The organism is Brachybacterium sp. AG952 (genome assembly GCF_004362645.1).
GTDB lineage: Bacteria > Actinomycetota > Actinomycetes > Actinomycetales > Dermabacteraceae > Brachybacterium > Brachybacterium conglomeratum.
Genome location: NZ_SNXV01000002.1, coordinates 337,978 through 360,642 on the forward strand (window position 1 = coordinate 337,978; position 22,665 = coordinate 360,642).

Annotated in this window: 22 protein-coding genes; 15 read left to right on the forward strand and 7 right to left on the reverse strand. The window is 73.7% G+C overall.

Annotated elements, in window-relative coordinates; all coding sequences use genetic code 11:
- Positions 1-82 precede the first annotated feature (82 nt).
- Together DEU31_RS16765 and DEU31_RS06980 are read right to left on the reverse strand one after the other, a co-directional pair.
- Positions 83-241 carry a hypothetical protein gene (locus DEU31_RS16765; protein WP_157998638.1) on the reverse strand — a complete coding sequence of 53 codons (159 nt, stop codon included), beginning with the start codon at positions 239-241 and terminating at the stop codon, positions 83-85.
- Between the two features lie 74 nt (positions 242-315).
- Positions 316-2,271, reverse strand: a complete 1,956-nt coding sequence (locus DEU31_RS06980; RefSeq protein ID WP_133676605.1) for a sugar-binding domain-containing protein — start codon at positions 2,269-2,271, stop codon at positions 316-318.
- A 384-nt stretch (positions 2,272-2,655) separates the two neighbouring features.
- On the opposite strand from DEU31_RS06980, the gene DEU31_RS06985 reads away from it, so the two are divergent.
- Both DEU31_RS06985 and DEU31_RS06990 read left to right on the forward strand, forming a co-directional pair.
- The gene (locus tag DEU31_RS06985; protein WP_010550118.1) at positions 2,656-4,266 is read left to right on the forward strand and encodes a DEAD/DEAH box helicase; all 1,611 of its coding nucleotides are present in this window, start codon (positions 2,656-2,658) and stop codon (positions 4,264-4,266) included.
- Positions 4,263-4,712: a rhodanese-like domain-containing protein gene (locus tag DEU31_RS06990; protein WP_010550117.1), complete on the forward strand. Its 450-nt coding sequence runs from the start codon at positions 4,263-4,265 to the stop codon at positions 4,710-4,712. Before DEU31_RS06985 ends, DEU31_RS06990 begins: the two co-directional genes overlap by 4 nt.
- Before the next feature lie 139 nt (positions 4,713-4,851).
- On the opposite strand, the gene DEU31_RS06995 is transcribed toward DEU31_RS06990, so the two are convergent.
- On the reverse strand, positions 4,852-6,405 hold the full coding sequence (locus DEU31_RS06995; protein ID WP_010550116.1) for a long-chain fatty acid--CoA ligase: 1,554 nt from the start codon (positions 6,403-6,405) through the stop codon (positions 4,852-4,854).
- A gap of 147 nt (positions 6,406-6,552) precedes the next feature.
- Here DEU31_RS06995 and DEU31_RS07000 point away from each other — a divergent pair, with 147 nt between their 5' ends.
- From DEU31_RS07000 to DEU31_RS07045, 10 genes are all read left to right on the forward strand, one after another.
- Positions 6,553-6,903 (forward strand): metalloregulator ArsR/SmtB family transcription factor, encoded by a 351-nt coding sequence (locus DEU31_RS07000; RefSeq protein WP_010550115.1) that lies wholly within the window; start codon positions 6,553-6,555, stop codon positions 6,901-6,903.
- Positions 6,900-7,898 carry a cation diffusion facilitator family transporter gene (locus tag DEU31_RS07005; protein WP_010550114.1) on the forward strand — a complete coding sequence of 333 codons (999 nt, stop codon included), beginning with the start codon at positions 6,900-6,902 and terminating at the stop codon, positions 7,896-7,898. Before DEU31_RS07000 ends, DEU31_RS07005 begins: the two co-directional genes overlap by 4 nt.
- Before the next feature lie 82 nt (positions 7,899-7,980).
- On the forward strand, positions 7,981-8,517 hold the full coding sequence (locus tag DEU31_RS07010; RefSeq protein ID WP_010550113.1) for a hypothetical protein: 537 nt from the start codon (positions 7,981-7,983) through the stop codon (positions 8,515-8,517).
- A 272-nt stretch (positions 8,518-8,789) separates the two neighbouring features.
- Positions 8,790-10,202 carry an FAD-linked oxidase C-terminal domain-containing protein gene (locus tag DEU31_RS07015; RefSeq protein WP_133676606.1) on the forward strand — a complete coding sequence of 471 codons (1,413 nt, stop codon included), beginning with the start codon at positions 8,790-8,792 and terminating at the stop codon, positions 10,200-10,202.
- A complete protein-coding gene (locus tag DEU31_RS07020) occupies positions 10,202-11,458 on the forward strand; it encodes a PLP-dependent aminotransferase family protein (RefSeq protein ID WP_133676607.1) in 1,257 nt (418 codons plus the stop codon). The genes DEU31_RS07015 and DEU31_RS07020 overlap by 1 nt, the downstream gene beginning before the upstream one ends.
- The gene (locus tag DEU31_RS07025) at positions 11,455-13,194 is read left to right on the forward strand and encodes an ABC transporter substrate-binding protein (protein ID WP_133676608.1); all 1,740 of its coding nucleotides are present in this window, start codon (positions 11,455-11,457) and stop codon (positions 13,192-13,194) included. Before DEU31_RS07020 ends, DEU31_RS07025 begins: the two co-directional genes overlap by 4 nt.
- Positions 13,191-14,234, forward strand: a complete 1,044-nt coding sequence (locus tag DEU31_RS07030; protein WP_010550109.1) for an ABC transporter permease — start codon at positions 13,191-13,193, stop codon at positions 14,232-14,234. Before DEU31_RS07025 ends, DEU31_RS07030 begins: the two co-directional genes overlap by 4 nt.
- Complete coding sequence (locus DEU31_RS07035; protein WP_133676609.1) at positions 14,231-15,112, forward strand: ABC transporter permease; 882 nt, start codon at positions 14,231-14,233, stop codon at positions 15,110-15,112. Before DEU31_RS07030 ends, DEU31_RS07035 begins: the two co-directional genes overlap by 4 nt.
- The gene (locus tag DEU31_RS07040) at positions 15,109-16,809 is read left to right on the forward strand and encodes an ABC transporter ATP-binding protein (RefSeq protein ID WP_133676610.1); all 1,701 of its coding nucleotides are present in this window, start codon (positions 15,109-15,111) and stop codon (positions 16,807-16,809) included. Before DEU31_RS07035 ends, DEU31_RS07040 begins: the two co-directional genes overlap by 4 nt.
- Positions 16,806-17,318, forward strand: coding sequence for a GNAT family N-acetyltransferase (locus tag DEU31_RS07045; RefSeq protein WP_010550106.1), 513 nt, complete (start codon positions 16,806-16,808; stop codon positions 17,316-17,318). Before DEU31_RS07040 ends, DEU31_RS07045 begins: the two co-directional genes overlap by 4 nt.
- A 21-nt stretch (positions 17,319-17,339) precedes the next feature.
- Here the strand turns inward: DEU31_RS07045 and DEU31_RS07050 are convergent, their stop codons facing one another.
- Together DEU31_RS07050 and DEU31_RS07055 are read right to left on the reverse strand one after the other, a co-directional pair.
- A complete protein-coding gene (locus DEU31_RS07050; protein WP_133676611.1) occupies positions 17,340-17,750 on the reverse strand; it encodes a type II toxin-antitoxin system VapC family toxin in 411 nt (136 codons plus the stop codon).
- Entirely contained in the window at positions 17,747-17,998 is a 252-nt protein-coding gene (locus DEU31_RS07055) for a type II toxin-antitoxin system prevent-host-death family antitoxin (RefSeq protein ID WP_053918040.1), read from the reverse strand. The genes DEU31_RS07050 and DEU31_RS07055 overlap by 4 nt, the downstream gene beginning before the upstream one ends.
- A 135-nt stretch (positions 17,999-18,133) precedes the next feature.
- Here DEU31_RS07055 and DEU31_RS07060 point away from each other — a divergent pair, with 135 nt between their 5' ends.
- The gene (locus tag DEU31_RS07060; protein WP_133676612.1) at positions 18,134-18,955 is read left to right on the forward strand and encodes a hypothetical protein; all 822 of its coding nucleotides are present in this window, start codon (positions 18,134-18,136) and stop codon (positions 18,953-18,955) included.
- A gap of 42 nt (positions 18,956-18,997) precedes the next feature.
- Here the strand turns inward: DEU31_RS07060 and DEU31_RS07065 are convergent, their stop codons facing one another.
- A complete protein-coding gene (locus DEU31_RS07065) occupies positions 18,998-19,966 on the reverse strand; it encodes an MsnO8 family LLM class oxidoreductase (protein WP_010550102.1) in 969 nt (322 codons plus the stop codon).
- Positions 19,967-20,072: 106 nt separating this feature from the next.
- Between DEU31_RS07065 and DEU31_RS07070 the strand changes: the two genes are divergently transcribed.
- On the forward strand, positions 20,073-21,080 hold the full coding sequence (locus DEU31_RS07070) for an LLM class flavin-dependent oxidoreductase (protein ID WP_010550101.1): 1,008 nt from the start codon (positions 20,073-20,075) through the stop codon (positions 21,078-21,080).
- An 81-nt stretch (positions 21,081-21,161) separates the two neighbouring features.
- The gene (locus DEU31_RS07075) at positions 21,162-21,824 is read left to right on the forward strand and encodes a hypothetical protein (protein ID WP_133676613.1); all 663 of its coding nucleotides are present in this window, start codon (positions 21,162-21,164) and stop codon (positions 21,822-21,824) included.
- Between the two features lie 18 nt (positions 21,825-21,842).
- Here the strand turns inward: DEU31_RS07075 and DEU31_RS07080 are convergent, their stop codons facing one another.
- Complete coding sequence (locus DEU31_RS07080) at positions 21,843-22,661, reverse strand: endonuclease/exonuclease/phosphatase family protein (protein WP_133676614.1); 819 nt, start codon at positions 22,659-22,661, stop codon at positions 21,843-21,845.
- Positions 22,662-22,665: the final 4 nt, after the last annotated feature.

The following is a 22,665-nucleotide window of genomic DNA, read 5'->3' on the forward strand; positions in this document are numbered from 1 at the left end:
GGCCAACGATCGCTCGCGGTCCGCTGCGCGATCCGCTGTCCGCTCCCCGTGCGTCGCGGAGCACGGCCCCGCGGACTCCAGCTCAGCCCACCGGCTTCTCGTAGGTCGCGTAGACGTGGGCGCGATGGAAGCCGACGGCCTCGTAGAGCCGGGTCGCGACGCCGCCGATGCCGACCGCGACCTCGAGAGCCGGACCGCTCACGGCGAGCTCGGCCAGCACCTCGACCGTCGGCCCCAGCACCTCGGGCGCGCCGCCGTCGGCGCCACGGATCTCTCCGGCACCGACGCCGACGGGGCGGGAGTGCGCCCGGAGGCTCAGCCCTCGGTCTCGTACGCCGCGGGCTGCTCCTGGACCGCGCGGAGCCGGGCGAGGTCGAGCTTGCGGCCGCGGGCGAAGTCGACCACGCCGTTCTTCTCCTGGAACACGTCGGTCATCTGCGTGTAGCAGTAGCCGAACATCAGCGGGTCCTCGAGCAGCACGCGGGTGAGCCCCTCGAAGCGGGCATAGAGCTCCTCCTCGCTGGTGATCCGCTGTCCGTATCCCCAGGACTCGGCGGCGTTGTTCCCGGCGCGCGCCGCTTCGGCGGCCTCCTTCGCCTCCTGCTCGTTCCACCAGATGCCGCCGTACTCCGAGACGAAGTAGGGCTGGCCGGCGAAGGGCAGGGAGAACTCGCCGTCGGCGAAGGGGTACTCGTCCGGGGCCAGGTCGCGGCGGTTGGCGAAGGGGCGGCCCTCGGCGAGCCCGGCCTGCTCGGCGCGGAACCGCTCGGGGTCCTGCTCGTAGGAGTGGGAGTCGTAGACGTCGGCGCCGCGCACCCGGTGGGAGTAGCCGGAGGCGTCGAGCACGGGGCGGGAGGGGTCGGCGAGCTTGGTCGCGTCGTACATCGCCTGGGTGACGACGTCGAGCTGCGTGAAGCGGTCGTGGAGGATCTGGTGGGTCTCGTTCAGCGGGCACCAGCCGATGATCGAGGGGTGGTTGATGTCGCGGGCGACCGCCTCGATCCACTGCCCGATGAAGGAGGCGGTGGGCTGCTGGTTGTCGCCCAGCGGGCCGAGACCCGAGACGCCCCAGTCCCCGAACTCGCCCCAGGTGAGATAGCCGTGCAGGTCCGCCCAGAAGAGCATGCGCTGGTCGAAGACCTTCTGGTGGAGACGGGCGCCGTTGAAGCCGGCCTCCATCGCGAGGCGGATGTCGGTGGTGAAGGCGTCGTCCGACGGGGCGGTCATGAACGAGTCCTCCCAGTAGCCCTGGTCCAGGACCAGGCGCTGGAAGACCTTCTCGCCGTTCAGGCGGTACTCGTGGGCGTTCAGGGAGGTCGAGCGCAGGCCGGCGTAGGAGCGGACCTCGTCGAGCACGGCGCCGTCGGCGTCCAGCAGCCGCACCTGCAGGGCGTAGAGCTCGGGCGCGCCGGCGCCCCACACGCGCACGTGCTCCTCGGGGATCGTCAGCGCCAGGTGCGGGGCGAGGTCGAGGTCGGCGCGGACGCTCGTGCGCGCGACCTCCTCCCCGCCGGGCACGGAGGCGATGACCTCGAGCGAGGTGCCGGGGGTGCTGCGCGAGAGCGGCACGTCGATCGCGAAGGAGGCGGCGGCGAGCGAGGGGATGATCCGCAGGGAGCGGATCTCGTCGGCCGGCACGCCCTCGAGCCAGACGCTCTGCCAGATGCCGGTGGTGCGGTGGTAGTTGGCGTGGGTGGGGCGGAACCAGGTGGACTGCTTGCCGCGGGCCTGGGGCGCATCGTGCGGGTCGCGGGCGCGGACCACGATGCTCACCTCGTCGCCGGCGCCGAGGCCGGGAACCTGGGAGAGGTCGGCGGAGAAGGGGGTGAAGCCGCCGCGGTGGCGTGCGACCTCGACGCCGTTCGCCCAGACGGTCGCGTCCTGGTCCACCGCCTCGAAGCGGAGGATCGGGCGCAGGCCCTCCCAGTCCGCGGGGATGGTGAGGGTGCGGCGGTACCAGACGGCCTCGAGGAAGTCGCGGTCGCCGATCCCGGAGACCGGGGTCTCGGGCGCGAAGGGCACCGTGATCTCGTCCTCGAGCGCGCGGCCCAGCAGGCCGCGCTCCCGGCCCGTGTCGCCGCGGTCGATCTCGAACTGCCAGGTTCCGTTGAGGTTCAGCCAGGTGGGGCGCTGCAGCTGGGGGCGCGGGTGCTCGGGGCGGGGCACGTCGGGTGCGGCGGAGAGCGGGGCGTCCAGCTGGGCCGCGAGCTCGTCGGCTCGCGTGAACAGCGCGGCGAGCGCCTCGGGCAGTGCGGGGGTCGGAGGGGTCATCGCAGGGGCTCCTGGCGCGTGATCGGCGGTGATCTGTCAGGGGTCAGTCAACCCCAACACCTCAGAATGTGCAACGTTGGAAATCCGGGGCGGTCGGCCGGCGGGGACGCAGGCCGCTGCGGGAGGACACGGTGGTATCTCACATGCGGAGTGCCGCACGTCGCCTACGAGGTGACCGCCGCGTAAGGTCGGCGGGAGTGCCGTCCTCCCGCCGCGGCACAGGTCCCGTCCGGGCAGCTCCGCACCCCTCGACGCACGACGTCGGGCACGAGGAGCGGCAGGCCCCGCAGACGGCGACAGCGTCGGCCGGAGAGGACCGCCTCGAGCGGTCCCGACGTGACGACGACGTGCGGGGTGCAACGCACAGAGAACGGATCACCCTTCGTGACCACCCCTGACTTCGCACGCCTCGGCGTGCCCGCCTCCCTCACCGCCGCCCTCGCGCCGCTGGGGATCACCTCTCCCACTCCCATCCAGGCCGCGACCCTGCCGGACTCCCTGTCCGGGCGCGACGTGCTGGGCCGGGGCCGCACCGGCTCGGGCAAGACCTATGCCTTCCTGCTGCCGCTGGTGGCGCGCCTGCTGGAGACCCCGAAGCGCCGCACCGCCCGTCGGCCGCGCTCGCTCGTGCTCGCCCCCACCCGCGAGCTCGCCTCGCAGATCGCCGACTCGCTGAAGCCGCTGGAGAAGGCCGCCGGTCTGCGCAGCGCCGTCGTCTTCGGCGGCGTCGGCCAGAACCCGCAGGTGAACGCCCTCGCGGGCGGCGTCGACGTGCTCATCGCCTGCCCCGGACGGCTCCTGGACCTGATGGGCCAGGGCCACGCCGATCTCGGCGCCATCGAGATCACCGTGATCGACGAGGCCGATCACATGGCCGACATGGGCTTCCTGCCCATGGTGCGCCGAATCCTCGAGGCGACCCCGCGCCGCGGCCAGCGCATGCTGTTCTCCGCGACCCTCGACTCCGGCGTGAACAAGCTGGTCAAGGAGTTCCTCCACGACCCGGTCACGCACTCCGCGGACCCCGCGACGAGCCCCGTGGGCACGATGGAGCACCACGTGCTCGAGGTCGACAAGGAGACGCGCTTCGACGTGCTGCGCGACCTCGCGGCCGCCCCCGGCCGCACCATCATGTTCACCCGCACCAAGTACGGCGCGAAGAACCTCGCCCGCAAGCTCTCCGCCCGCGGCGTGGACGCGGTGGACCTGCACGGAAACCTCTCGCAGAACGCCCGCACCCGGAACCTCGAGGCCTTCGGCTCCGGCACCGCGACGACGATGGTCTGCACCGACATCGCCGCGCGCGGCATCCACGTGGACGAGGTCGCGCTCGTGGTCCACGCCGACCCGCCCGTCGAGCACAAGGCCTACCTGCACCGCTCGGGCCGCACCGCGCGCGCCGGCGAGTCCGGCACGGTCATCACCGTGCAGACCCCGGACCAGAAGCGCGACGTGAACGATCTGATGCGCAAGGCCGGGATCACCCCCACCTACCACCAGCAGGTCGTCTCGACCAGCCCCGTCCTCACCGAGCTCGCCCCCGGCGAGCGCGTGGCGACCCATGAGCCGCGCCAGCCGGAGGAGCCGCTGGACGAGCGCCGCATGGCGGGCGAGCGTCGCGGCGGCGGCCAGGGCGGTCGCGGTCGCGGCGGTCAGGGCGGCGGCCGCGGTCAGGGCAGCCGCGGGCAGTCCGGACGCGATGGCCAGGGCGCCGGCCGCGGGCGCGGCGAGGGCCAGCAGGCCGGTCGCGGCCAGGGCGGCCGCGGCGGCGAGGGCGGCTCCGGCCGCTCCGGCGGCCAGGGACGTTCGGGCGGCCAGGGCCGCTCCGGCGCCCAGGGCGGCGGGCGCCGCGGCGGTCAGGGTCAGGGCTCCGGCGGCGGGCGCCGTCAGGGCCGTCCGGCCCCCACCACCTACTCGACCAGCTCCGAGGGCTCCGGCAGCGGGAACACCGTCGGCGGCGGCCTCGCGGCCTTCTCCTCCGGGCGGCGCCGATGACGGAGCCGTCGGCCGCCCACGGCCGTCGGCGCGCCGAGGCGCCCGCCGGCCACGGGATCGACGAGGTCCTCGCCGCCGCGCGACGGGGCGTGGACCGTGTCGAACCCGCCGACCTCGCCGCCGCGCAGGCGGCCGGGGCGCACGTGATCGACATCCGCTCGGCCGTGACGCGCGAGCCCGAGGGGCACGTCCCCGGGGCGACCGTGGTCGAGCGCCTCGTGCTCGAGTGGCGGCTGGACCCCTCCTCCGCGCACCGCATGGACGGCGGGCCGGGCCACGACGACCCCGTGATCGTGCTGTGCAACGAGGGGTACTACTCCTCGCTCGCCGCCCGCGACCTGCGCGACCTCGGCTTCCACCGGGCCACCGACCTGGTCGGCGGGTTCCGCGCCTATGCGCAGGCCGGCCTCCCGGTCGACGAGGAGCCCACCCGCTACGTGGACTGAGGCCCTCCGCTGCACGACCCGAGCCCGCCCGCGGCGACCAGGACACCGGTCCCTGCGGGCGGGCTCATGTGGGCCGGGCGCGACGCCGCTCGATCGGACGCCGCCCGATCCGGCGCCGCCTGATCCGACGCCGGCGGCGTCAGCGCAGCTCGCGCTTGAGGATCTTCCCGGTGGAGGTCATCGGCAGGGACTCGGCGAGGACGATCTCGCGCGGGTACTTGTAGTCCGCCATCTGCTCCTTCGCCCAGGCCTTCAGCTCCTCGGCGGTGGCGGTCGCACCGTCGACGAGGATGAGGTGCGCGACCACCTCCTCCCCCAGCCGCTCGTGCGGGACGCCCACCACGGCGGCGAGGGAGATCTGCTCGTGGGTCAGCAGCACCTCCTCCACCTCGCGCGGGTACACGTTGTAGCCGCCGCGCACGATCATGTCCTTGGAGCGGTCGACGACCCAGTAGAAGCCCTCCGCATCGCGGCGTCCGAGATCGCCGGTGCGGAACCAGCCGTCCCGCAGCACCGCGGCGGTCTCCTCGGGGCGGCCCAGGTAGCCGGTCATGACGTTGTGGCCGCGCACGATGATCTCCCCGATCTCGTCGACCTCGCTCACGCGGGCCCAGTCGGGGTCGGCGGGGTCGATCAGGTCCATCTCCACGCCCCACACCGGCAGGCCGATCGATCCGGGGCGCGGGCGCTCGCGGCGGGAGAAGGAGGCGACCGGGGAGGTCTCGGACAGCCCGTAGCCCTCCATGATCGAGATCCCGAGGTGCTCCTTCACGCCGCGCAGGATCTCGACGGGCAGCGGGGCGCCGCCGGAGATGCCCAGGCGGAGGTGCTCGGAGAGCCCCTCGGCCGCGGCGCCGCCGGTGAGCAGGCGAAGCAGCGCCCACCACATGGTGGGCACGCCCGCGAAGACGCTCACACGGTGGCGCAGCAGCAGCTCGAGGGCCTGCTGCGGCTCGAAGCGGGGCAGCATCACCAGCGTCGCCCCCATCGAGAAGCCGGCGTTCATGTTCACCGTCGCCCCGAAGGTGTGGAACAGCGGCAGGACGACCAGGTGGGTGTCCTCCCCCGGCCGCGAGTCGAACAGCCGGTTGCAGGTCAGGGCGTTCATGAGCTGGTTGGAGTGACTGAGCTCGGCGCCCTTGGGCCGCCCGGTGGTGCCCGAGGTGTAGAGGACCACGGCGGTGTCGGTCTCGGCGCGCTGCACGGTGGGGAAGGTCCCGGGCCGCTCGGCGACGGCGCCGGCGAGGGTGGGCACCCCCTCGTAGGGGCTCTCGGCCGACGGGTCCGCGGTGATCAGCACGATCTGCGGCGGACGCGCCGCGGCCGCGGCGCCCTCGACCACGTGGCGGCCGATGGGCAGCTCCTCGGTGCCCTCGAAGCAGAAGGCGACCGCGGCGTCGGTGTCGTCGAGGTAGTAGGTGATCTCGCGGGGCTTGTTCAGCACGTTCAGCGGGACGACCACCGCGCCGGCCTTGAGGATCCCGAAGTAGACGATCGGGAACTGCGGCAGGTTGGGGCAGCTCAGCGCCACCCGGTCCCCCGGCTCGACCCCGAGTTCGACCAGGAGATGCGCGACGCGGCAGGCGGCGGCGTCGACCTCGGCGTAGGTCAGGGAGGTCTCGCCCAGCACCAGGGCGGGACGGTCGGGGGCGGTGCGGGCGCTGTCCTCGAGCACCACGGAGAGGTTGTACATGCGGAGACTCCTTCGTCGACGTCGCTGTGACGGGGGCCTCACAGTATGACGCGCCGCCGCCGCTCAGGGCACACTCCCCGTCGGGCGCGCCACATCGTCCATTTCGTCAGTTGCACGAATGACGAAACGTTAGGGAGGATGGCGGGCATGACGACGCCCCCGGAGGACCGCGCGCCCACCGAGCCGCAGCTCGCCGCGGCCGCGGACACCTTCTCGATGCTGGCCAGCCCCGCCCGCCTCCACCTCGTGCAGCTGATGAGCACGGGCCGCTACGACGTGGGCGAGCTCGCGGAGCGGGTGGGCCTGAGCCTGCCCACCACCAGCCAGCACCTGCGCAAGCTGCGCCTGACCGGCATCGTCTCGGCGACCCGCGAGGGCCGCCACAGCTACTACACCGTCGAGGACCCGCACGTGGTCCAGCTCGTCGAGCAGATCTTCGAGCACATCGCCCCCGACGGCTCCCTCGCCCCCGACCCTCCCCGCAAGGACCATCCGTGAGCAGCACCGAGACCTCCTCCCGTCCCGTCCGCCAGAAGGTGGACCTGACGAAGTTCGCCTGGCTCTCGATCGCCGCGGCGATCGTCACGATCACCCTCAAGGCCGGCGCCTGGGTGATGACCGGCTCCGTCGGCCTGCTCTCCGACGCGGCGGAGTCGGTGGTCAACCTCGTCGCCGCGGTCGTCGCGCTGATCGCGCTGCGCGTCGCGTTCCGCCCGGCCACCGAGCGCTTCCTCTACGGCCGCGCGAAGGCGGAGTACTTCTCCGCCGCGGTCGAGGGCGTGATGATCTTCGCCGCCGCCGGCGTCATCCTGGTCACCGCGGTCGAGCGCTTCCTGAACCCGCGGCCCCTCGAGAACGTCGGCTGGGGCCTCGCGATCTCCGTGATCGCCTCGCTGGTCAACGGCGGCGTGGCGCTCGTGCTGCTGCGCGCGGGGAGGAAGCACGACTCGATCACCCTTCGCGCCGACGGCAAGCACCTGATGACCGACGTGGTCACGAGCGCGGGCGTACTGGTGGGCGTGGCGCTGGTGGTGCTGACCGGCTGGGAGCGACTGGATGCGCTCGTCGCCTTCGCGGTCGGCGTGAACATCATCGTCACCGGCATCGGCCTGATCACCGAGTCCGTCTCCGGCCTGCTGGACAAGGCGCTGCCGGACGAGGAGCACGAGGTGATCACCGAGATCCTGCGCCGCCGCACCGACGGGACCGTCACCTTCCACGGCCTGCAGACCCGCGAGGCGGGGCAGGAGAAGTACATGAACGTGCACGTGCTCGTGCCCGACGACTGGACGGTCAAGCGCGGCCACGACTACATCGAGGGACTCGAGCACGAGCTGATGGGCGTCATGCCGACCCTGCACGTGCTCACCCATCTCGAGCCGATCTCCGATCCTGCGAGCTACGAGGACATCCCCGAGGCGCACGTCCCGATCCACGGCGAGGACGAGGCCGCGCTGCGCCCGCCCCGGGACGACGCGGACGCGCAGGGCTGACCCCGTCCACATCCTCGTCGGCCCCGGACAGGTGTCCGATCCCGCCCGTACGATGAGCGGAGTCGACCGAGGGGGGACTCCGATGACGCATCCGGGGCACGACGGGCACGGGCCCGTGATCGAGGGGACGACGGTGCCGCCGCGCGGCCTCGCACCGCAGGGACGGGAGTACGACCCGTTCGCGACCGGCGCGCCAGGGGGCGCGCACGGCGGGCCGACGGACAGGGCCGTCCCGCACGGCGCGGTGCAGCCGTGGGTCCCGGCGCAGGGCGCCTACGGACCGCCGCCGGTGGTCGTGATGCCCGCCGAGAAGAGCGTGGGGGTCGCCTTCGTGCTGACCTTCTTCTTCGGGGTGCTCGGTATGTTCTACGCGACCGTGCCGGGGGCGCTGATCCTGCTCGGCATCACGCTCGGCGCGATCCTGCTGGCCTCGATCCTGATCGGCGTGCTCTCGGTGCTCACCCTCGGGTTCGGGGCGGTCCTGTTCACCCTGGTGCCGCTGATCGGGATCGCCGCATGGATCACGAGCATCGTCTGGGGGTGCCTGGCCGCCTCCGGACACAACGAGCGCGTGCGCGCGCAGTACGCACAGGCCGGGTTCCGCCCGCCCGGGCGCTGACCAGGACCTCGAGAGATCCTGTCGACGAGGCCTCGCCGCTCTGCGATCGGCGGGGCCTCGTCGCGTCCGGGTGCGGAGAGGGCGGACGCGGTGGGGACGGGCACGGAGGGGGCCGACGCAGAGCTGTCCGGCGCGGAGAGGGCGGAAGCACCCCTCGGGATGCCGCAGATCACCCACCGTGACGACTTATGACGGTCAGCACTTGCACTTATGGCGCGCGAGGGCGCACCCTGGGCCACGACCACCGCCCGGCCCACCTGGAGTCCCGCCCCGTGACCAGCCTCGCCAGCCCCCTCACCGACGCCCGCCCCGCCGAGCGCCTCGCCGAGCTCGCCGCGCGCCTGCGCCCCCTGCTCGGGGAGGAGGCCGTGATCGAGGACCCCGCGCCGCGCTACGCCGGCGACACGGCGGTGCAGGCCCCGGACGGCACCGCCTTCCTCCTGGTCCTGCCGGCGGACACCGCCGGAGTGCAGGAGGTGCTTCGCCTGGCCCACGAGACGGGTACCCCCGTCGTTCCGCGCGGCGCCGGCTCCGGCCTCTCCGGCGGTGCCGCCCCGAGCACCGGCGCGATCGTGCTGGGCCTGGAGCGGCTCACCCGGATCCGCGAGATCGACCTGCTCGACGAGGTCGCGGTGGTCGAGGCCGGGGTGATCACCGCCGACCTCTCCGCCGCCCTCGCCCCGCACGGCGTCTTCTATGCCCCCGATCCCGCGAGCGCGCGGCTGTCCACGATCGGCGGGAACATCGCGACCAACGCGGGCGGGCTGCACTGCGCGAAGTACGGGGTCACTCGCGAGTCCGTGCTCGGCCTCGAGGCGGTCCTCGCCGACGGCACGCTGCTGCGCACCGGGCATCGCTCGATCAAGGGCGTCACCGGCCTCGACCTCACCCAGCTGCTGATCGGCTCCGAGGGCACCCTCGCCGTCATCACGGCCGCGACCGTGCGGATCCGCCCGCTGCCCGTCGCACGACGCACCGTCCTGGCGCGCTTCGACTCGGCGGGCGCCGCGGCCGAGGGCGTGAACGCGATCTCCCGCAGCCCCGTCCGGCCCGCCGCGACCGAGCTGATGGACGGCCCCACCCTCGCCGACATCGACGCGCACACCGGCTCTGAGCTCGCCCGCGGCGAGAGCACGATCCTGCTGATCGAGCTCGACGGCTACGGCATCGACGAGCAGCTCGCGGACCTCGCCGCCGCGCTCACCGCGGCCGGCAGCACCGTGCGCGAGATCGAGGACGAGGCCGAGGCGGAGCACCTGTGGGAGCTGCGCCGCTCCGGCCGCGGCTCCGGCGCAGGCGGGCACCGCCTCGGCGAGGACGTCGCGGTGCCGAAGTCCCGCCTCGGCGAGATGTTCGAGGCGCTGCCCGGCATCGGCCGGCGCCACGGCGTGGAGACCTCCGCGATCGCCCATGCCGGCGACGGGAACCTCCACCCCTCCCTCGCCCTCCCCCACTCCGAGGACCACGCGCCCGGCCAGCTGCCCGCCCCGCTGCTGGCAGCGGCCGACGAGCTGGTCCGCACCGCGCTCGCGCTCGGCGGCACCGTCAGCGGGGAGCACGGCATCGGCACCGCGAAGCGCGGCTGGCTCGACCTCGAGCTCTCCCCCGCCTCCCGCGACCTCCAGCACCGCCTGAAGACCGCCTTCGACCCCCATCAGCTCCTCAACCCCGGGAAGGCCCTGTGATGAGCACGACCGCCCTCGACCCCGCCGCCCTGACCCCGGAGAGCCTCTCCGCGGGGCTGCTCTCCCGACTCGGCGCACGCGAGGACCTCGCCCGCGGCTTCGGCCCCGCCGCCTCTCCCCTGCCCGGCGCCGTCTCCCTCCTCGGCGGCGCGCCGAGTGCCGGGGACCTCCCGCTGGAGGCGCTGCACCGCGCGGCCGAGGACCTCACCTCCGATCCCGCCGCGCTCGTCGGCGCGCTGCAGTACAGCACCCCGGCGGGCATCGCGCCGCTGCGGGAGTGGATCGCGCGCCGTGAGGGCGTGGACGCCTCCCGGGTGCTGCTCACCAACGGCGCCTTCCACGGCCTCTCCCTCCTGTTCGACGCGCTGCTGGACCGCGGCGACCGGATCGTGGTGGAGGACCCGACCTATCCGCTGATCTTCCGGGACCTCCAGCACCACGAGGTCGAGGTGCTGCCCCTGCCGCTCACCGGGGAGGGGCTGGACCTGGACGCCCTCGAGGACCGGCTCGAGGCCGGGGCGCGGCCGAAGCTGCTCTACACGGTGCCCGACTTCCACAACCCGACCGGCCTGATCACCCCGGCTCTGCAGCGCGAGCGGCTGACCGCCCTCGCCGAGCACTACGGCTTCGTGATCGTCTCCGACAACGCCTACGCGGGCCTCGCCTTCCCCGGCGTCCAGGTGCCCGAGGACTATCCGACCGACTCGGAGCTCGTGGTGCGCGTGCGCACCTTCTCGAAGATCCTCGGGCCCGGGCTGCGCCTGGGCTATCTGGTGCTGCCGAGCTGGCTCGTCGGCCCCGTGACCCGCCTGCGCGCCAACCAGGACCAGCACTCCTCCGTGCTGGTGCAGTCGGTGGTCGAGCGGGTCGTCGGCGCCGGGGGACGCGAGGGGCTCGACGGCGGCCTCGACGCGATCGCGGACCGCGCCCGCACCCGCTACGCCCTCCGCGCCGACCTCCTCGCGCACCTGCTCGAGACCGGTGTGCCCGGCGGCGTGCGCATCGAGCAGCGCACCGGCGGGATCTTCCTGTGGGCGCGGGTGCTGGACGGCGGGATCGACCTCGCCGCGGCGCAGCGCCTGGCCCGGGAGCGCTTCGGCACCGACATGGCGCTGGGGCGGTACTTCTTCCTCGCCGGGGACGACGAGGACCACGGCCGCCTGCGCGTGGGCATCAGCCACCTCGACGAGGCCGCGCTGACCGACGGCGCCGAGCGCCTGATCGCCGCTCTGACCGCCCCCGAGGCCCGACGATGAGCGCCCGCCGCCCCGCGCCGGGACCCGTCGGACCGCCGGAGGACGGGGCCGCGATCGACGGGCGCGCGATCACCGCACGCCCCGACGGGCCGAGCCGCCGCCGTCTGCTCCAGGGCCTCGGCGCCGGTGCGCTCGGCCTCGCCGCGCTGCCCCTGGCCGGCTGCGCCCTGGACGGCGCCCTCGCCGACGCGGGCGGCAGCGGCGGCGCGGGAGACGACCTCGAGCTCTCCTTCCTCATCTCGAACCTCGACGGCGGCTGGGTCCCCTCCAAGAGCGCGATCTCCAGCTACGAGGCGAACGTGTGGCAGCAGCTGACCGACAAGCTCGTCCACACCGATCCCGAGGGAGCCGTCACCCCCTGGATCGCGACGCACTGGGAGCAGAACGAGGAGGCGACCGAGTACGTGCTGCACCTGCGGGGCGGCGTCACCTTCTCCGACGGCACCCCGCTGGACGCCGAGGCGGTGCTCGCGAACCTCGAGGCCTGGGCCGTCGGCCGCCCCGACGAGGGCCTGGCACGGGTGGGCCTGTTCCCCGGCGGCACCTACGAGGGCGCCGAGGCGCTGGATCCGCTGACCGTGCGGGTCACCTTCACCGCGCCGACGCTGTCCTTCCTGCCCACCCTCGGCTATCACGGCTGCCAGCTGATGGCCCCCTCCTCCCTCGCCCTCTCCCTCGAGGAGCAGGCCGACCTGGCCCGCCAGATCGGCTCTGGACCCTTCGTGCTGGAGAGCTGGGAGCCGCGGCAGCGCGTGCGCCTGGTGCGGCGCGAGGACTACGACTGGGCTCCGGAGGCTCTCGGTGCGAGCGGGCCGGCGCAGCTCGCCGCGATCACCTTCACCGTCCTGCCCGACGACACCCTGCGCGCCTCCGCCGCCAGGGCCGGCCAGACCGATCTCTCCTACAACGTGAACCCGCAGGTGCTGGATGCCTTCACCGAGGCCGGCTTCGTGATCGAGGTGCCCCGCTACCTGGGCTTCGTGCACGGCTACAGCCTGCGCACGCAGGTCGCGCCCTTCGACGACGTGCGGGTGCGGCAGGCCGTCACCCGCGGCATCGACCGCGCCGAGATCCTCCGCACCGTGTTCACCGACGCCTGGGAGCCGGCGACCAGCTGGCTGCAGGCCGGGGTGCCGGAGACCACCGATCTCACCGAGCTGTTCTCCTACGATCCCGGGCTCGCCGCGCGCCTCCTCGACGAGGCGGGTTGGACCGGCCGGAACGAGGACGGCTTCCGGGAGAAGGACGGGGTCGAGCTGGGCTTCACCATCAACCCGACCCCGTATCTCACCGGCTCCGTCCCCGAGGCGGAGCTGATCTCCCAGCACCTGGGACGTCTCGGGATCCGGGTGGCCACCCAGAAGCTCGACATCCCCACCTGGACCGAACGGGTCACCAACAACCCCGAGCAGGGCGTGAACGAGGTGACGCGCAGCTTCGTGGATGTCGGCACGGTCGCCGGGGTGATCACCGACGAGGGCGAGGACTGGTTCCAGACCGGCTCCTCCGATGCGGAGCTGGTGCGGCTGCGGGACGAGGTCGCGGGCGCTGCGACCCGCGAGGAGCGGGCGCCGCTGGTCGAGGAGCTCTCCCGCCACGTGCTCGAGCAGGCGTACTTCATCCCGCTCGAGCAGAACGTGCAGCGCATCTACGTCCAGTCCCCCGACCTCCGCGGCATCACCTTCAACGCGGTCGCGATCCCCTCCTACCACGCCGCGACCAAGGAGAAGCCATGACCGCTCTGTCCCCCGGCGCGACCCCCACCGCCCCAGGCGGTCCGACGTCGGGCCTCGCCCCCGCGGCCCCGTCGGCCGCCGCGCGCACCGCCCGCCGCTACGCGTCCTTCGCGCTGCGTCGCACAGGGCAGGCGCTGATCGTGGTGGTGCTCGCCTACGTGCTCGTGTTCGCGGTCCTCGCCGCGATCCCGGGCGATCCGATCTCCGCGCAGCTGGACGACCCCCAGGCCGGGTACAGCGAGGCGGAGAAGGCGCAGATCCGCGCCTTCCACGGCCTGGACCGGCCCGTGCTGGTCCAGCTCCTCGTCTCGCTGGGCCATGCGCTGACGGGCGACCTGGGCACCTCGCTGTCGACCGCGCAGCCGGTCACCGCGATGCTCGGCGCCGCGATCCCCTCGACCCTGGCGCTGGCCGCGACCGCGCTCGCGCTCGCCGTGCTCATCGCCGCGGTGCTGGGCCTGGCCTCGCGCCTGTTGCCCGAGGGCCCGGCGAACGCGCTCGTGCGCGCCCTGCCCTCGGTGTTCCTGTCCACCCCGAACTTCCTCATCGGCCTGGTGCTGATCCAGGTGCTCGCGGTGACGCTGGGGCTGTTCAGCCTCGTCGAGCCGCACAGCCCCGGCTCCACCCTCGCCGCCGCCCTGACCCTCGCGATCCCGGTCTCCGCGCAGATCGCGCAGGTGTTCATCACGGCGCTGGACGAGGCGGCCGGTCAGGACTACGCCGAGGTCGCCCTCGCGCGCGGCCTGCGCCCGGCGGAGGTGGTGGTGCGGCACCTGCTGCGCCCCTCCCTGCTGCCGACGGTGACGATCATCGGGCTGGTGCTCGGCGAGGTGCTCGGCGGCTCCCTGATCACCGAGGCGATCTTCGGCCGCTCCGGCGTGGGCACGCTGGTGCAGAAGGCGGTCGCCGCGCAGGACGTGCCGGTGCTGCTCGCGGCCGTGGTGCTCTCCGCGCTGGTGTTCGTGGTGGTGAACCTCGTGATCGACCTGCTCTATCCGCTGCTGGACCCGCGCCTGCGCGGGAAGGAGGATCTGCGATGAGCGTCCTGGATGCCGCCCCCGGCCCGGTCGCCGGCGGTCCCGTCGCCGCCACGACGGCCCCGGCCCGTGCCCTCTCCCGTCGTCTCCCGCCCGAGAGCGTGCTGGCGAGCCTCGCCGTGCTCGCCGTCGTGCTCCTGTGGTCGCTGGCCCCGGGCCTGGTCACGGGGCACGATCCCGCCGTAGGCGTGCCGGACGACAAGTTCACCGCGCCCGGCGCCGAGTACTGGCTGGGCACCGACCACCTGGGCCGGGACCTGCTCACCCGCATCGTCCACGGCTCCGCCTCCTCGATGACCAGCGCCCTGATCGCGGTCGCGATCGGCGTGCTCGCCGGCGGGCTGCTGGGCCTGCTGGGCGGGTACCTGGGCGGCTGGGTCGACGCGGTGATCGGCCGCGTGGTCGAGGTGCTCCTGGCGATCCCGGGCTTCCTGCTCGCGGTGGTGATCGTGACCGCGCTCGGCTACGACACCCGCAATGCGGCGATCGCGACCGGCGTCTCGGCGGTGGCGGTGTTCGCGCGGCTGATGCGCTCGGAGGTGCTGCGGGTGCGCACCAGCGTGTTCATCGAGGCGGCCCGCCTCAGCGGCGCCTCGGCCGGATACGTCCTGCTGCGCCATGTGCTCCCGAACGCGGTGCGCCCCGTGCTCTCGCTCGCGGTGCTCCAGTTCGGCATCGCGATCCTGGTGATCGCCGGGCTCGCCTTCCTCGGCTACGGCGATCCGCCTCCCGCCTCCGACTGGGGCCTGCTCGTCTCCGACGGCCGCGAGCACCTCCTGCACGCCCCGTGGCTCGTGATCGCCCCGGGCCTCGTCATCGCCGTCGTCGTGCTGTCCGTGAGCCGCCTGTCCAGCTGGCTCGACCTCGGGAGGAACCGATGAACTCCACTGCCGCATCCACCGCCGACGCCTCCGCCGCCGAGGCCTCCGCCGCCACCGCGGCGGCCGCCGACACCGCCGCTCCTGCCCCGCCGCTGCTGCAGGTCGAGGACCTGCGCGTCGCCTACGGCCCCGCCGAGGTGGTCCACGGGGTCTCCTTCGCCGTCGGCGCGGGCCGTGCCCTCGCCCTGATCGGCGAGTCCGGCTCGGGCAAGTCCACGATCGCGCGGGCCGTGCTGCGCCTGCTCGGCACTCGCCGCGCCCGCGTGGACGGGTCGATCCGGATCGAGGGCCGCGAGGTGACGGGCCTGCGCGAGCGGGAGTTCCTGCCGCTGCGCGGGAGGGTGTTGGGCTTCGTGCCGCAGGACCCGGGCTCCTCCCTGAACCCGGTGCGCACGATCCGGGCCCAGGCCCTCGAGGCGGCGGCGCTCGTGCCCGGCGCCCGTCGCAGCGAGGAGCGCGAGGCGCTCGTGCACGCGGCGCTCGAGCGGGTGGGCCTGCCCGAGCCGGGACGGATCCTCGACTCCTTCCCCCATCAGCTCTCCGGCGGGCAGCTGCAGCGGGTGCTGATCGCGCTCGCGATCCTGCCCGGCCCGCGGCTCCTGATCGCCGACGAGCCCACCAGCGCCCTCGACGTCACGGTCCAGAAGCAGATCCTCGACCTGCTGGATACGCTGCGGGCCGAGCTCGGGATCGGGATCCTGCTGATCACCCACGACCTCGCCCTCGCCGCCTCCCGCGCCGACGAGGTGGTGGTGCTGCAGCAGGGCGAGGTGCAGGAGGCCGGCCCCACCGCGAACGTGTTCACCGCTCCCCGCGCGGAGTACACCCGCGCGCTGCAGGCCGACGTGCCGGGGCTGAACCCGGACCGCTTCGCCCCGCTGCGCGCCGAGCGGGACGCGCGCCACCCGGCCGGCGTCGCGCACGTCGAGGCAGGCCGCATCTCCCGCACCTTCCGCACCCGCGACCGGGAGGTGCGCGCCCTCGCGGACGTCTCCTTCGCGATCCCCCGCGGCCGCACCCACGCGCTGGTCGGCGAGTCCGGCTCGGGGAAGTCCACCGCGGCCCGGGCGCTGCTGGGGCTCGAGACGCTGGATGCCGGCGCCCTCTCCGTCGGCGGCCGTCCCGTCGACCCCGCCGATCCCGTCGGGCTGCCTGCGCTGCGGCGCGACCTGCAGCTCGTCCACCAGAACCCCTTCACCTCGCTGGACCCGCGCTTCACCGTCGAGCGGATCGTGCGCGAGCCGCTCGAGCACTACAAGGTCGGCGACCGCGCCGACCGGGCGGAGCGGACGGCATGGGCGCTCGAGGCGGTGCGCCTGCCCGAGGCGCTGCGCAGCCGGCGTCCGGGGGCGCTCTCGGGCGGGCAGCGGCAGCGGGTCGCAATCGCCCGCGCCCTCGCGCTGCGTCCCGAGGTGCTCGTGCTCGACGAGCCGACCAGCGCCCTGGACGTGACGGTGCAGGCCTCGATCCTCGAGGTGCTCGCCACGCTGCAGCGGGACCTGGGCCTGACCTACCTGTTCATCTCGCACGACCTCGGCGTGGTGCGGCAGTTCGCCGACACCCTCACCGTGCTCCGCCGCGGCGAGGTGGTCGAGTCCGGGATCGTCGAAGAGGTCTTCGCCGCCCCGCGCGAGGAGTACACGCGCCGGCTCATCGCCTCGATCCCCGCCCGCCAGGACGTGGGGGCCAGCGCATGACCACCACCGCCTCCTCCCTCGCCGTCCTGCCGGGCGGTCGGATCCTGACCTGGGCCGACACCGACTGGGACGACCCGCGCGGCGCAGCGCTGCGGGAGTCGATGGACGTCGAGCTCTCGCCCCGCTACGCGGCCCTGCGCCAGGGCTCCCCTCGCCCGGCCCCGCCGAGCGCCGAGGACGTGGCCGTGGTGGTGCTCGCGCTCGTGGACGGGAAGCCCGCCGCGACCGGGACGCTGCGCCGCCTGCCGGACCGCTGGGAGGTCAAGCGCCTGGTCGTCGACGCGGACCATCGGAGGCTGGGCCTCGCGAGCCGGATCCTGGCCCGGCTCGAGGACGCGGCCCGGGACCGCGGCTCGGACGAGCTGTTCCTCCAGACCGGCAACCGCCAGCCCGAGGCGATCGCGCTCTACGAGCGCGAGGGCTGGGAGCGGATCGACGTGTTCGCGCCCTACGACCCGGCCGACGGGATCAGCGTGTGCTTCCGGAAGGCGCTGCACGGGCGGCGGTGACCGCCATGCATCGACTGGCGCTCACTCGGTCCACGGGTCGAAGAGGGCGACCGGCACACTGGCGAAGTCCTTGATGTTCCGTGTGACGAGGGTGAGCCCGTGGACGAGAGCTGTCGCCGCGATCAGGGCGTCCATCTCGGGCATCGGGTCGGGGACGTGCAGAGCCGCCGCCGCGACCGCGACCTCGTCGTCGACGGGCAGCACCCGCCCGGCGAAGGACGCCCGCACGTCCTCATCGAGCCATCGTCGCAGCGGCCCGGCTCCTGCGGGATCGACGCGTTCCTTCCGGCGGACTCCGCGCTCCAGCTCCAGCAGGGTGACGGCGCTCAGATGGAGGTCGGCGATCACCTGCTCCTGCAGCCAGGCCATCAGAGCCGGGGACCGTCGCGCACGAGCGTCGCTGAGGACGTTCGTGTCCAGCAGGTATCTCACAGGTCGTCCTCCCGAGGCACCTCGACGCGCCTCGGCGGCAGGTCGAGGTAGATGCCCTCCGTTCCCCGTGCCCAGAGTCGATCCCCGAGGCGCTCGCGGGCGCCGCTCAGCCGATCGAACTCCTCGGCCGTCAGGAGCACGTGCGAGCGCCGACCGTGGTCGGTGATGGTCACCGGTCCGTTCTCGGCTGCGCGCTTCGCCGCCGAGACGTCGCGGTTGAACTCCCGGCTCGTGAACGTGGTCGCCATGGCGCCCTCTCCCTTCGACATGTACCTTCAGTAGGTATTTTACGAGGGGTCGAGGCGGGGCGCCAGAGTCATGACAGCTGTCATGGAATCGGGCGAATCGCCCCCGCGCCGCGCGCGAGGTGCCACGATCTGGGAATGGCTCTCGCCGACAGAGATTCCATCCCCCTCCCCTCCGCCCGCTCGCTCCTCGTCAACAGCCTCGTCGCCGCGCTGATCGCGAGCGCGCTGATGATCCTTCTGCACGAGCTCGTCCATCTCGTCACCGGCCTCGTGTTCGGACACGGCGGGACCCTGTACCCCTTCGGCGTCCTCCACCACGGCGATCTCACCGTCACCGCGGAGGTCGTGGCCCTGCTCGCCGGGCCGGCGTTCAGCCTCGTCACCGGCATCCTGCTGCAGCGGTGGACCCCGTTGCGGCAGCGCGGGGACCTCGCCCACCTGGTCTGGGTCTGGTTCGCCTTCGTGTCCGTGCAGGAGGGCGTGACCTACCTGTGCTTGACTCCGTTCGGTGCCGGGGACACCGGCATGGCGGCGCAGCTGATGGGCCTGCCGGTGGTCGCGCAGTTCGCGCTGCTGGGCGTGGGCGTCGGCGGCATGTTCGCCAATGCCTGGGCCTTCGCCCCGCACATGGCGCGCTTCGCGGGCGAGGACCCCGTGAGGCGCAACGCCGTGACGCTGTTCCCCTGGCTGTGGGGGATGATCGCCTCGGTGCTGCTGGCTCTGCTGTATCTCGTGCTCAGTGGGGCGGAGATGGGAGCGGGCGAGCAGATCGCGATCCTCGCGGCTGGCACCGCCACCTTCGTCTTCGCGCCGATGGCGCACCTCTTCTCCCGCTGGGTGCGCGAGGTGGGCGCCGAACCGCTGCGACTGCGCGCGGTGCCGGTCATCGGCCTCGTGGTGCTCGCGGCGATGATCGCCGGGAACATCGCGCTGAGCACCGGGCTCGACGTCGGCTGAGCGGCGGAGACGGACAGGGTCGGCGGTCGGGGCCGACGCACCTCAGCCCAGCAGCCGCATGACCCGTGCATCGGAGCCGGCGAGCGCGGCGCGGTCGAAGGTGGCGCCCGCGGCGAGGAGCTCGTCGGCCCCGGTCGCCTCGAGCACCCGCTCCACCCGAGGCCGCAGGCTCGCGGGGCTGCCCGCCCAGGCCTTACCGAGCCCCTTCTCCACCCGGTCGCGCTCGCGCGAGGAGAGCCCCTGTGCCCGAATGCGGGCCGGGTCCTCCAGTGGAGGGAACGCGCCGGTCTCCCGGGAGCGGACCATCGCCCACACCTCGGGGAGCGCGAGCTCGCGGGCCTCGGCGTCGGTGTCGGCCACCAGCAGGTCCATCGAGACCATCACGTGCGGGACGCTGCCGCGGTGCGGGCGGAACTCGCGCCGGTAGGCGGCGACGCGCTCGCCCACGTCGTCGGCACGCAGGACGGGCCCGCCGAGCACCACGCCGAGGCCGAGCCGGGCGGCGATGCCGAGCCCGGCACCGGTGGCGAGCAGGTGCATCGGCGGGGGCTCCGTCGCGACGGGCCGGGCGGTGAGCGGCGCGGTGCCCTCGAGCAGGTCGCGCACCTGCCCCACCTCCGCCGCGAAGTCCTCCGTGCTCGCCTCGGTGCGTCCCAGCGCCTCGCGGACCGGGGCGGTGAAGCCGAGGGAGCGGCCGAGCCCGAGGTCGATGCGTCCCGGCGTGAGCGCCTCGAGCATCAGGAACTGCTCGGCGACGACGAGGGGGCGGTGGTTCGGCAGCATCACCCCGCCGGAGCCGAGCCGGATCCGCGCGGTGCGCTGCCCGATCGCGGCGAGCAGCACGGCCGGGGCGCCGCTGGCGATGCCCGGCACGGTGTGGTGCTCGGCGACCCAGAAGCGGTGGTATCCGAGCTGCTCGGCGGCGACTGCCCGCTGGACGCTGTCGGCGAGGGCGGCCTGTTCGTCGCGGCCGGCGCGCGTGCGGGAGCGGTCGAGCAGGGAGATCCTCATGTCGCCGGGAACGCATCCGGGGTGCGGAAGCTTCCCGCCGACGGGGTCGAGAACCTCTCACCCTGCGCCCTCCCCGCCCCACGCCCGCGTCGATAGCCTGAGCAGTATGAACGCTCCTCACGTGCCCCTGTCGATCCTCGATCTCGTCTCCATCTCCGACGGCCAGAGCACCCGCGACGCCATCGCCGCCTCGATGGAGGGCGCGCAGGCCGCAGACCGGCTCGGCTACGAGCGGTACTGGTTCGCCGAGCACCACAACACCGACTCCCTCGCCTCCTCGGCGACCTCGCTGCTGATCGACCGCGCCGCCTCGATGACGCAGCGGATCCGCGTCGGCTCCGGCGGGATCATGCTCCCGAACCACTCGCCGCTGGCGGTGATCGAGCAGTTCGGCACCCTCGTGCAGTTCCACGGCGACCGGATCGATCTCGGCCTCGGCCGCGCGCCCGGCACCGACCAGCTCACCGCGCAGCTGCTGGCCCGCACCTCCGCCGAGCCCGGCGCCTTCATCGCCGCGGTCGAGCAGATGCGGGACTGGTCCCGTGAGGTGCCCGCCTCCGGTGGACTGCCGATCACCGCGGAGGTCGCCCGCGGCACCGAGGTGCCGATGTGGATCCTCGGCTCGACGGCGAACGGTGCGCGCCTGGCGGCGCAGCTGGGCATGCCCTTCTCGGTCGCCTCCCACTTCGCGCCCTTCCAGTACCTGCATGCGCTGGAGACCTACCGCGCCCACTTCGACCCCGACGCCGCCTCCGCGCAGATCGAGCAGCCCCACACGATGGTGGGCGTGAACCTCGTGGTCGCCGAGACCGACGAGGAGGCGCAGCGCCAGTTCACGACCCTGCAGCAGATGTTCCTCGGCGTCGTCACCGGGCAGCGGCAGAAGATCCAGCCCCCGCGGGACATCACCGAGGTCGCCCCGGAGCACCTCCTGCAGAAGGTGGACCAGACCCTGTCGATCAAGGCCGTCGGCTCCCCCGCCACCGTCGTCTCCCAGCTCGAGGAGATCGTCGCGGCGACGAAGGCCGACGAGCTGATCCTCACCGCCTACCACTACGACCCCGCGGACCGGCTGAAGAGCCTCGAGCTGCTCGCCGAGGCCTGGGGGCTCTGAGACCGCCGCTCCCCGGCCCCTGCCCTGCCGCCCCGGGTCCCGGCACCTGGTAGACAAGGCGCCGGGGACGAAGGGGGAGCCATGGACGACGAGAGACCGACGCACGATCCGGCGGGCCGCAGCGCACGGGCACGCCGGGCCTCGCCGCGAGGCACCGCCCAGCGCGCGACCGCCCGGGCGCTGACCGGCGCGCTCCTCGCCGCGCTGCTGCTCGGCGGCTGCGGCCCGATGGGCGGCGACACCGACCGGGACGAGCCCGACTGGATGCGGGACGAAGCGTCCGAGCGGTACTACCAGCCCGATCTCGTCCTGCACTCCCCCGAGCTCGTCGAGGAGCACTTCCCCGTGCTCGAGACCGTGGGAGCGGTGACGATCGCCGAGGGCCGGTTCACCGACCCGTACGAGAGGGTGCCGTTCCCGGCGCAGGACGACTACTGGTGGCAGGCGGCGATCGAGCTGGAGCCCGCGCAGGTCGACGAGCTCGTCTCCGCCACGGCGGCGGCCGGCGCCTCCGACCACGGCGGGGCGGACGCCCCCGAGCCGGTCACCGAGGACGAGGTGCTCGACGCGCTCGTCCCCACCCTCGAGGGCGAGGTCCAGGACTGCCCGGGCGGCTGGGTCGACGTGTCGCCCGCGCTCGCCCAGGAGAAGGGACCGGACGTCTCCGACGCGGGCGACCTGCTCGAGCTCACCGCCGTGTGCGCGGGCGGATCGCAGCTGCTCACCTCGGCCCGCGACATGTGAGGCGGGACGGGCGTCGCGTCAGCGCCCCGTCGGCCGCACCCGCGCGGTGACCGTCGCGTGGTCGCTCGCCGCGCGGCCCTCGTGCAGCGGAACCCGGGCCGCGTACTCCTCGACGACGAGGTCACGGACGAGGATCCAGTCGATCCGGATCCCGCCCGTCTCCGGGGTGCCGTAGTCGGGGAAGGTGCCGATGTCCTCCCCCACCTGCGCGGAGGCGACGTCGTGGGCGTCCTCGAAGCCGGCGTCGCGCAGCACCCGCCACGGGATGCTGTCGCCGCCTGCGGCGTTGAAGTCGCCCAGCAGCACCACGGGAACGCCGTCGGCCGCTTCGCGCAGGTGCTGGGCGAGCAGTCCCGCGCCTGTCGCCCTCGCCTCGTGTCCCTCGTGGTCCAGGTGCGTCACCGCGGCGACCAGCTCGCCGCCGCTCTCCCGGTCCCGCACCCGTGCCCACACGGCGATCCGGGGGCACATCGCGTCCCAACCCGTCGACCCGATCCGGTCGGGCTCCCCGGAGAGCCACAGCTGGTCCCAGTCCAGCACCTCGAACCGGTCCCGGCGCAGCAGCAGGAGGTTGTGCTCCCCGCGTCCGCCTCCTTCACGGCCGATGCCGAGGCGCAGGTGGGTGGCGGCGAGCGTCTCGTCGATCACGGGGATCTGCGAGGCGAGCACCTCCTGCAGGCCGACGACGTCCGCGTCGGCCTCGCCGAGGAGCCGGGCGAGCACCGGGGCCCGCTCGGGCCAGTGGTCGGCCTGACCGGGGAGGGTGCTCTCGTCGTGGTACCGGATGTTCTGGGTGAGGAGCGAGAGGGCGGGCGGCTGCGCGTCGGTGGGTGCCATCGCT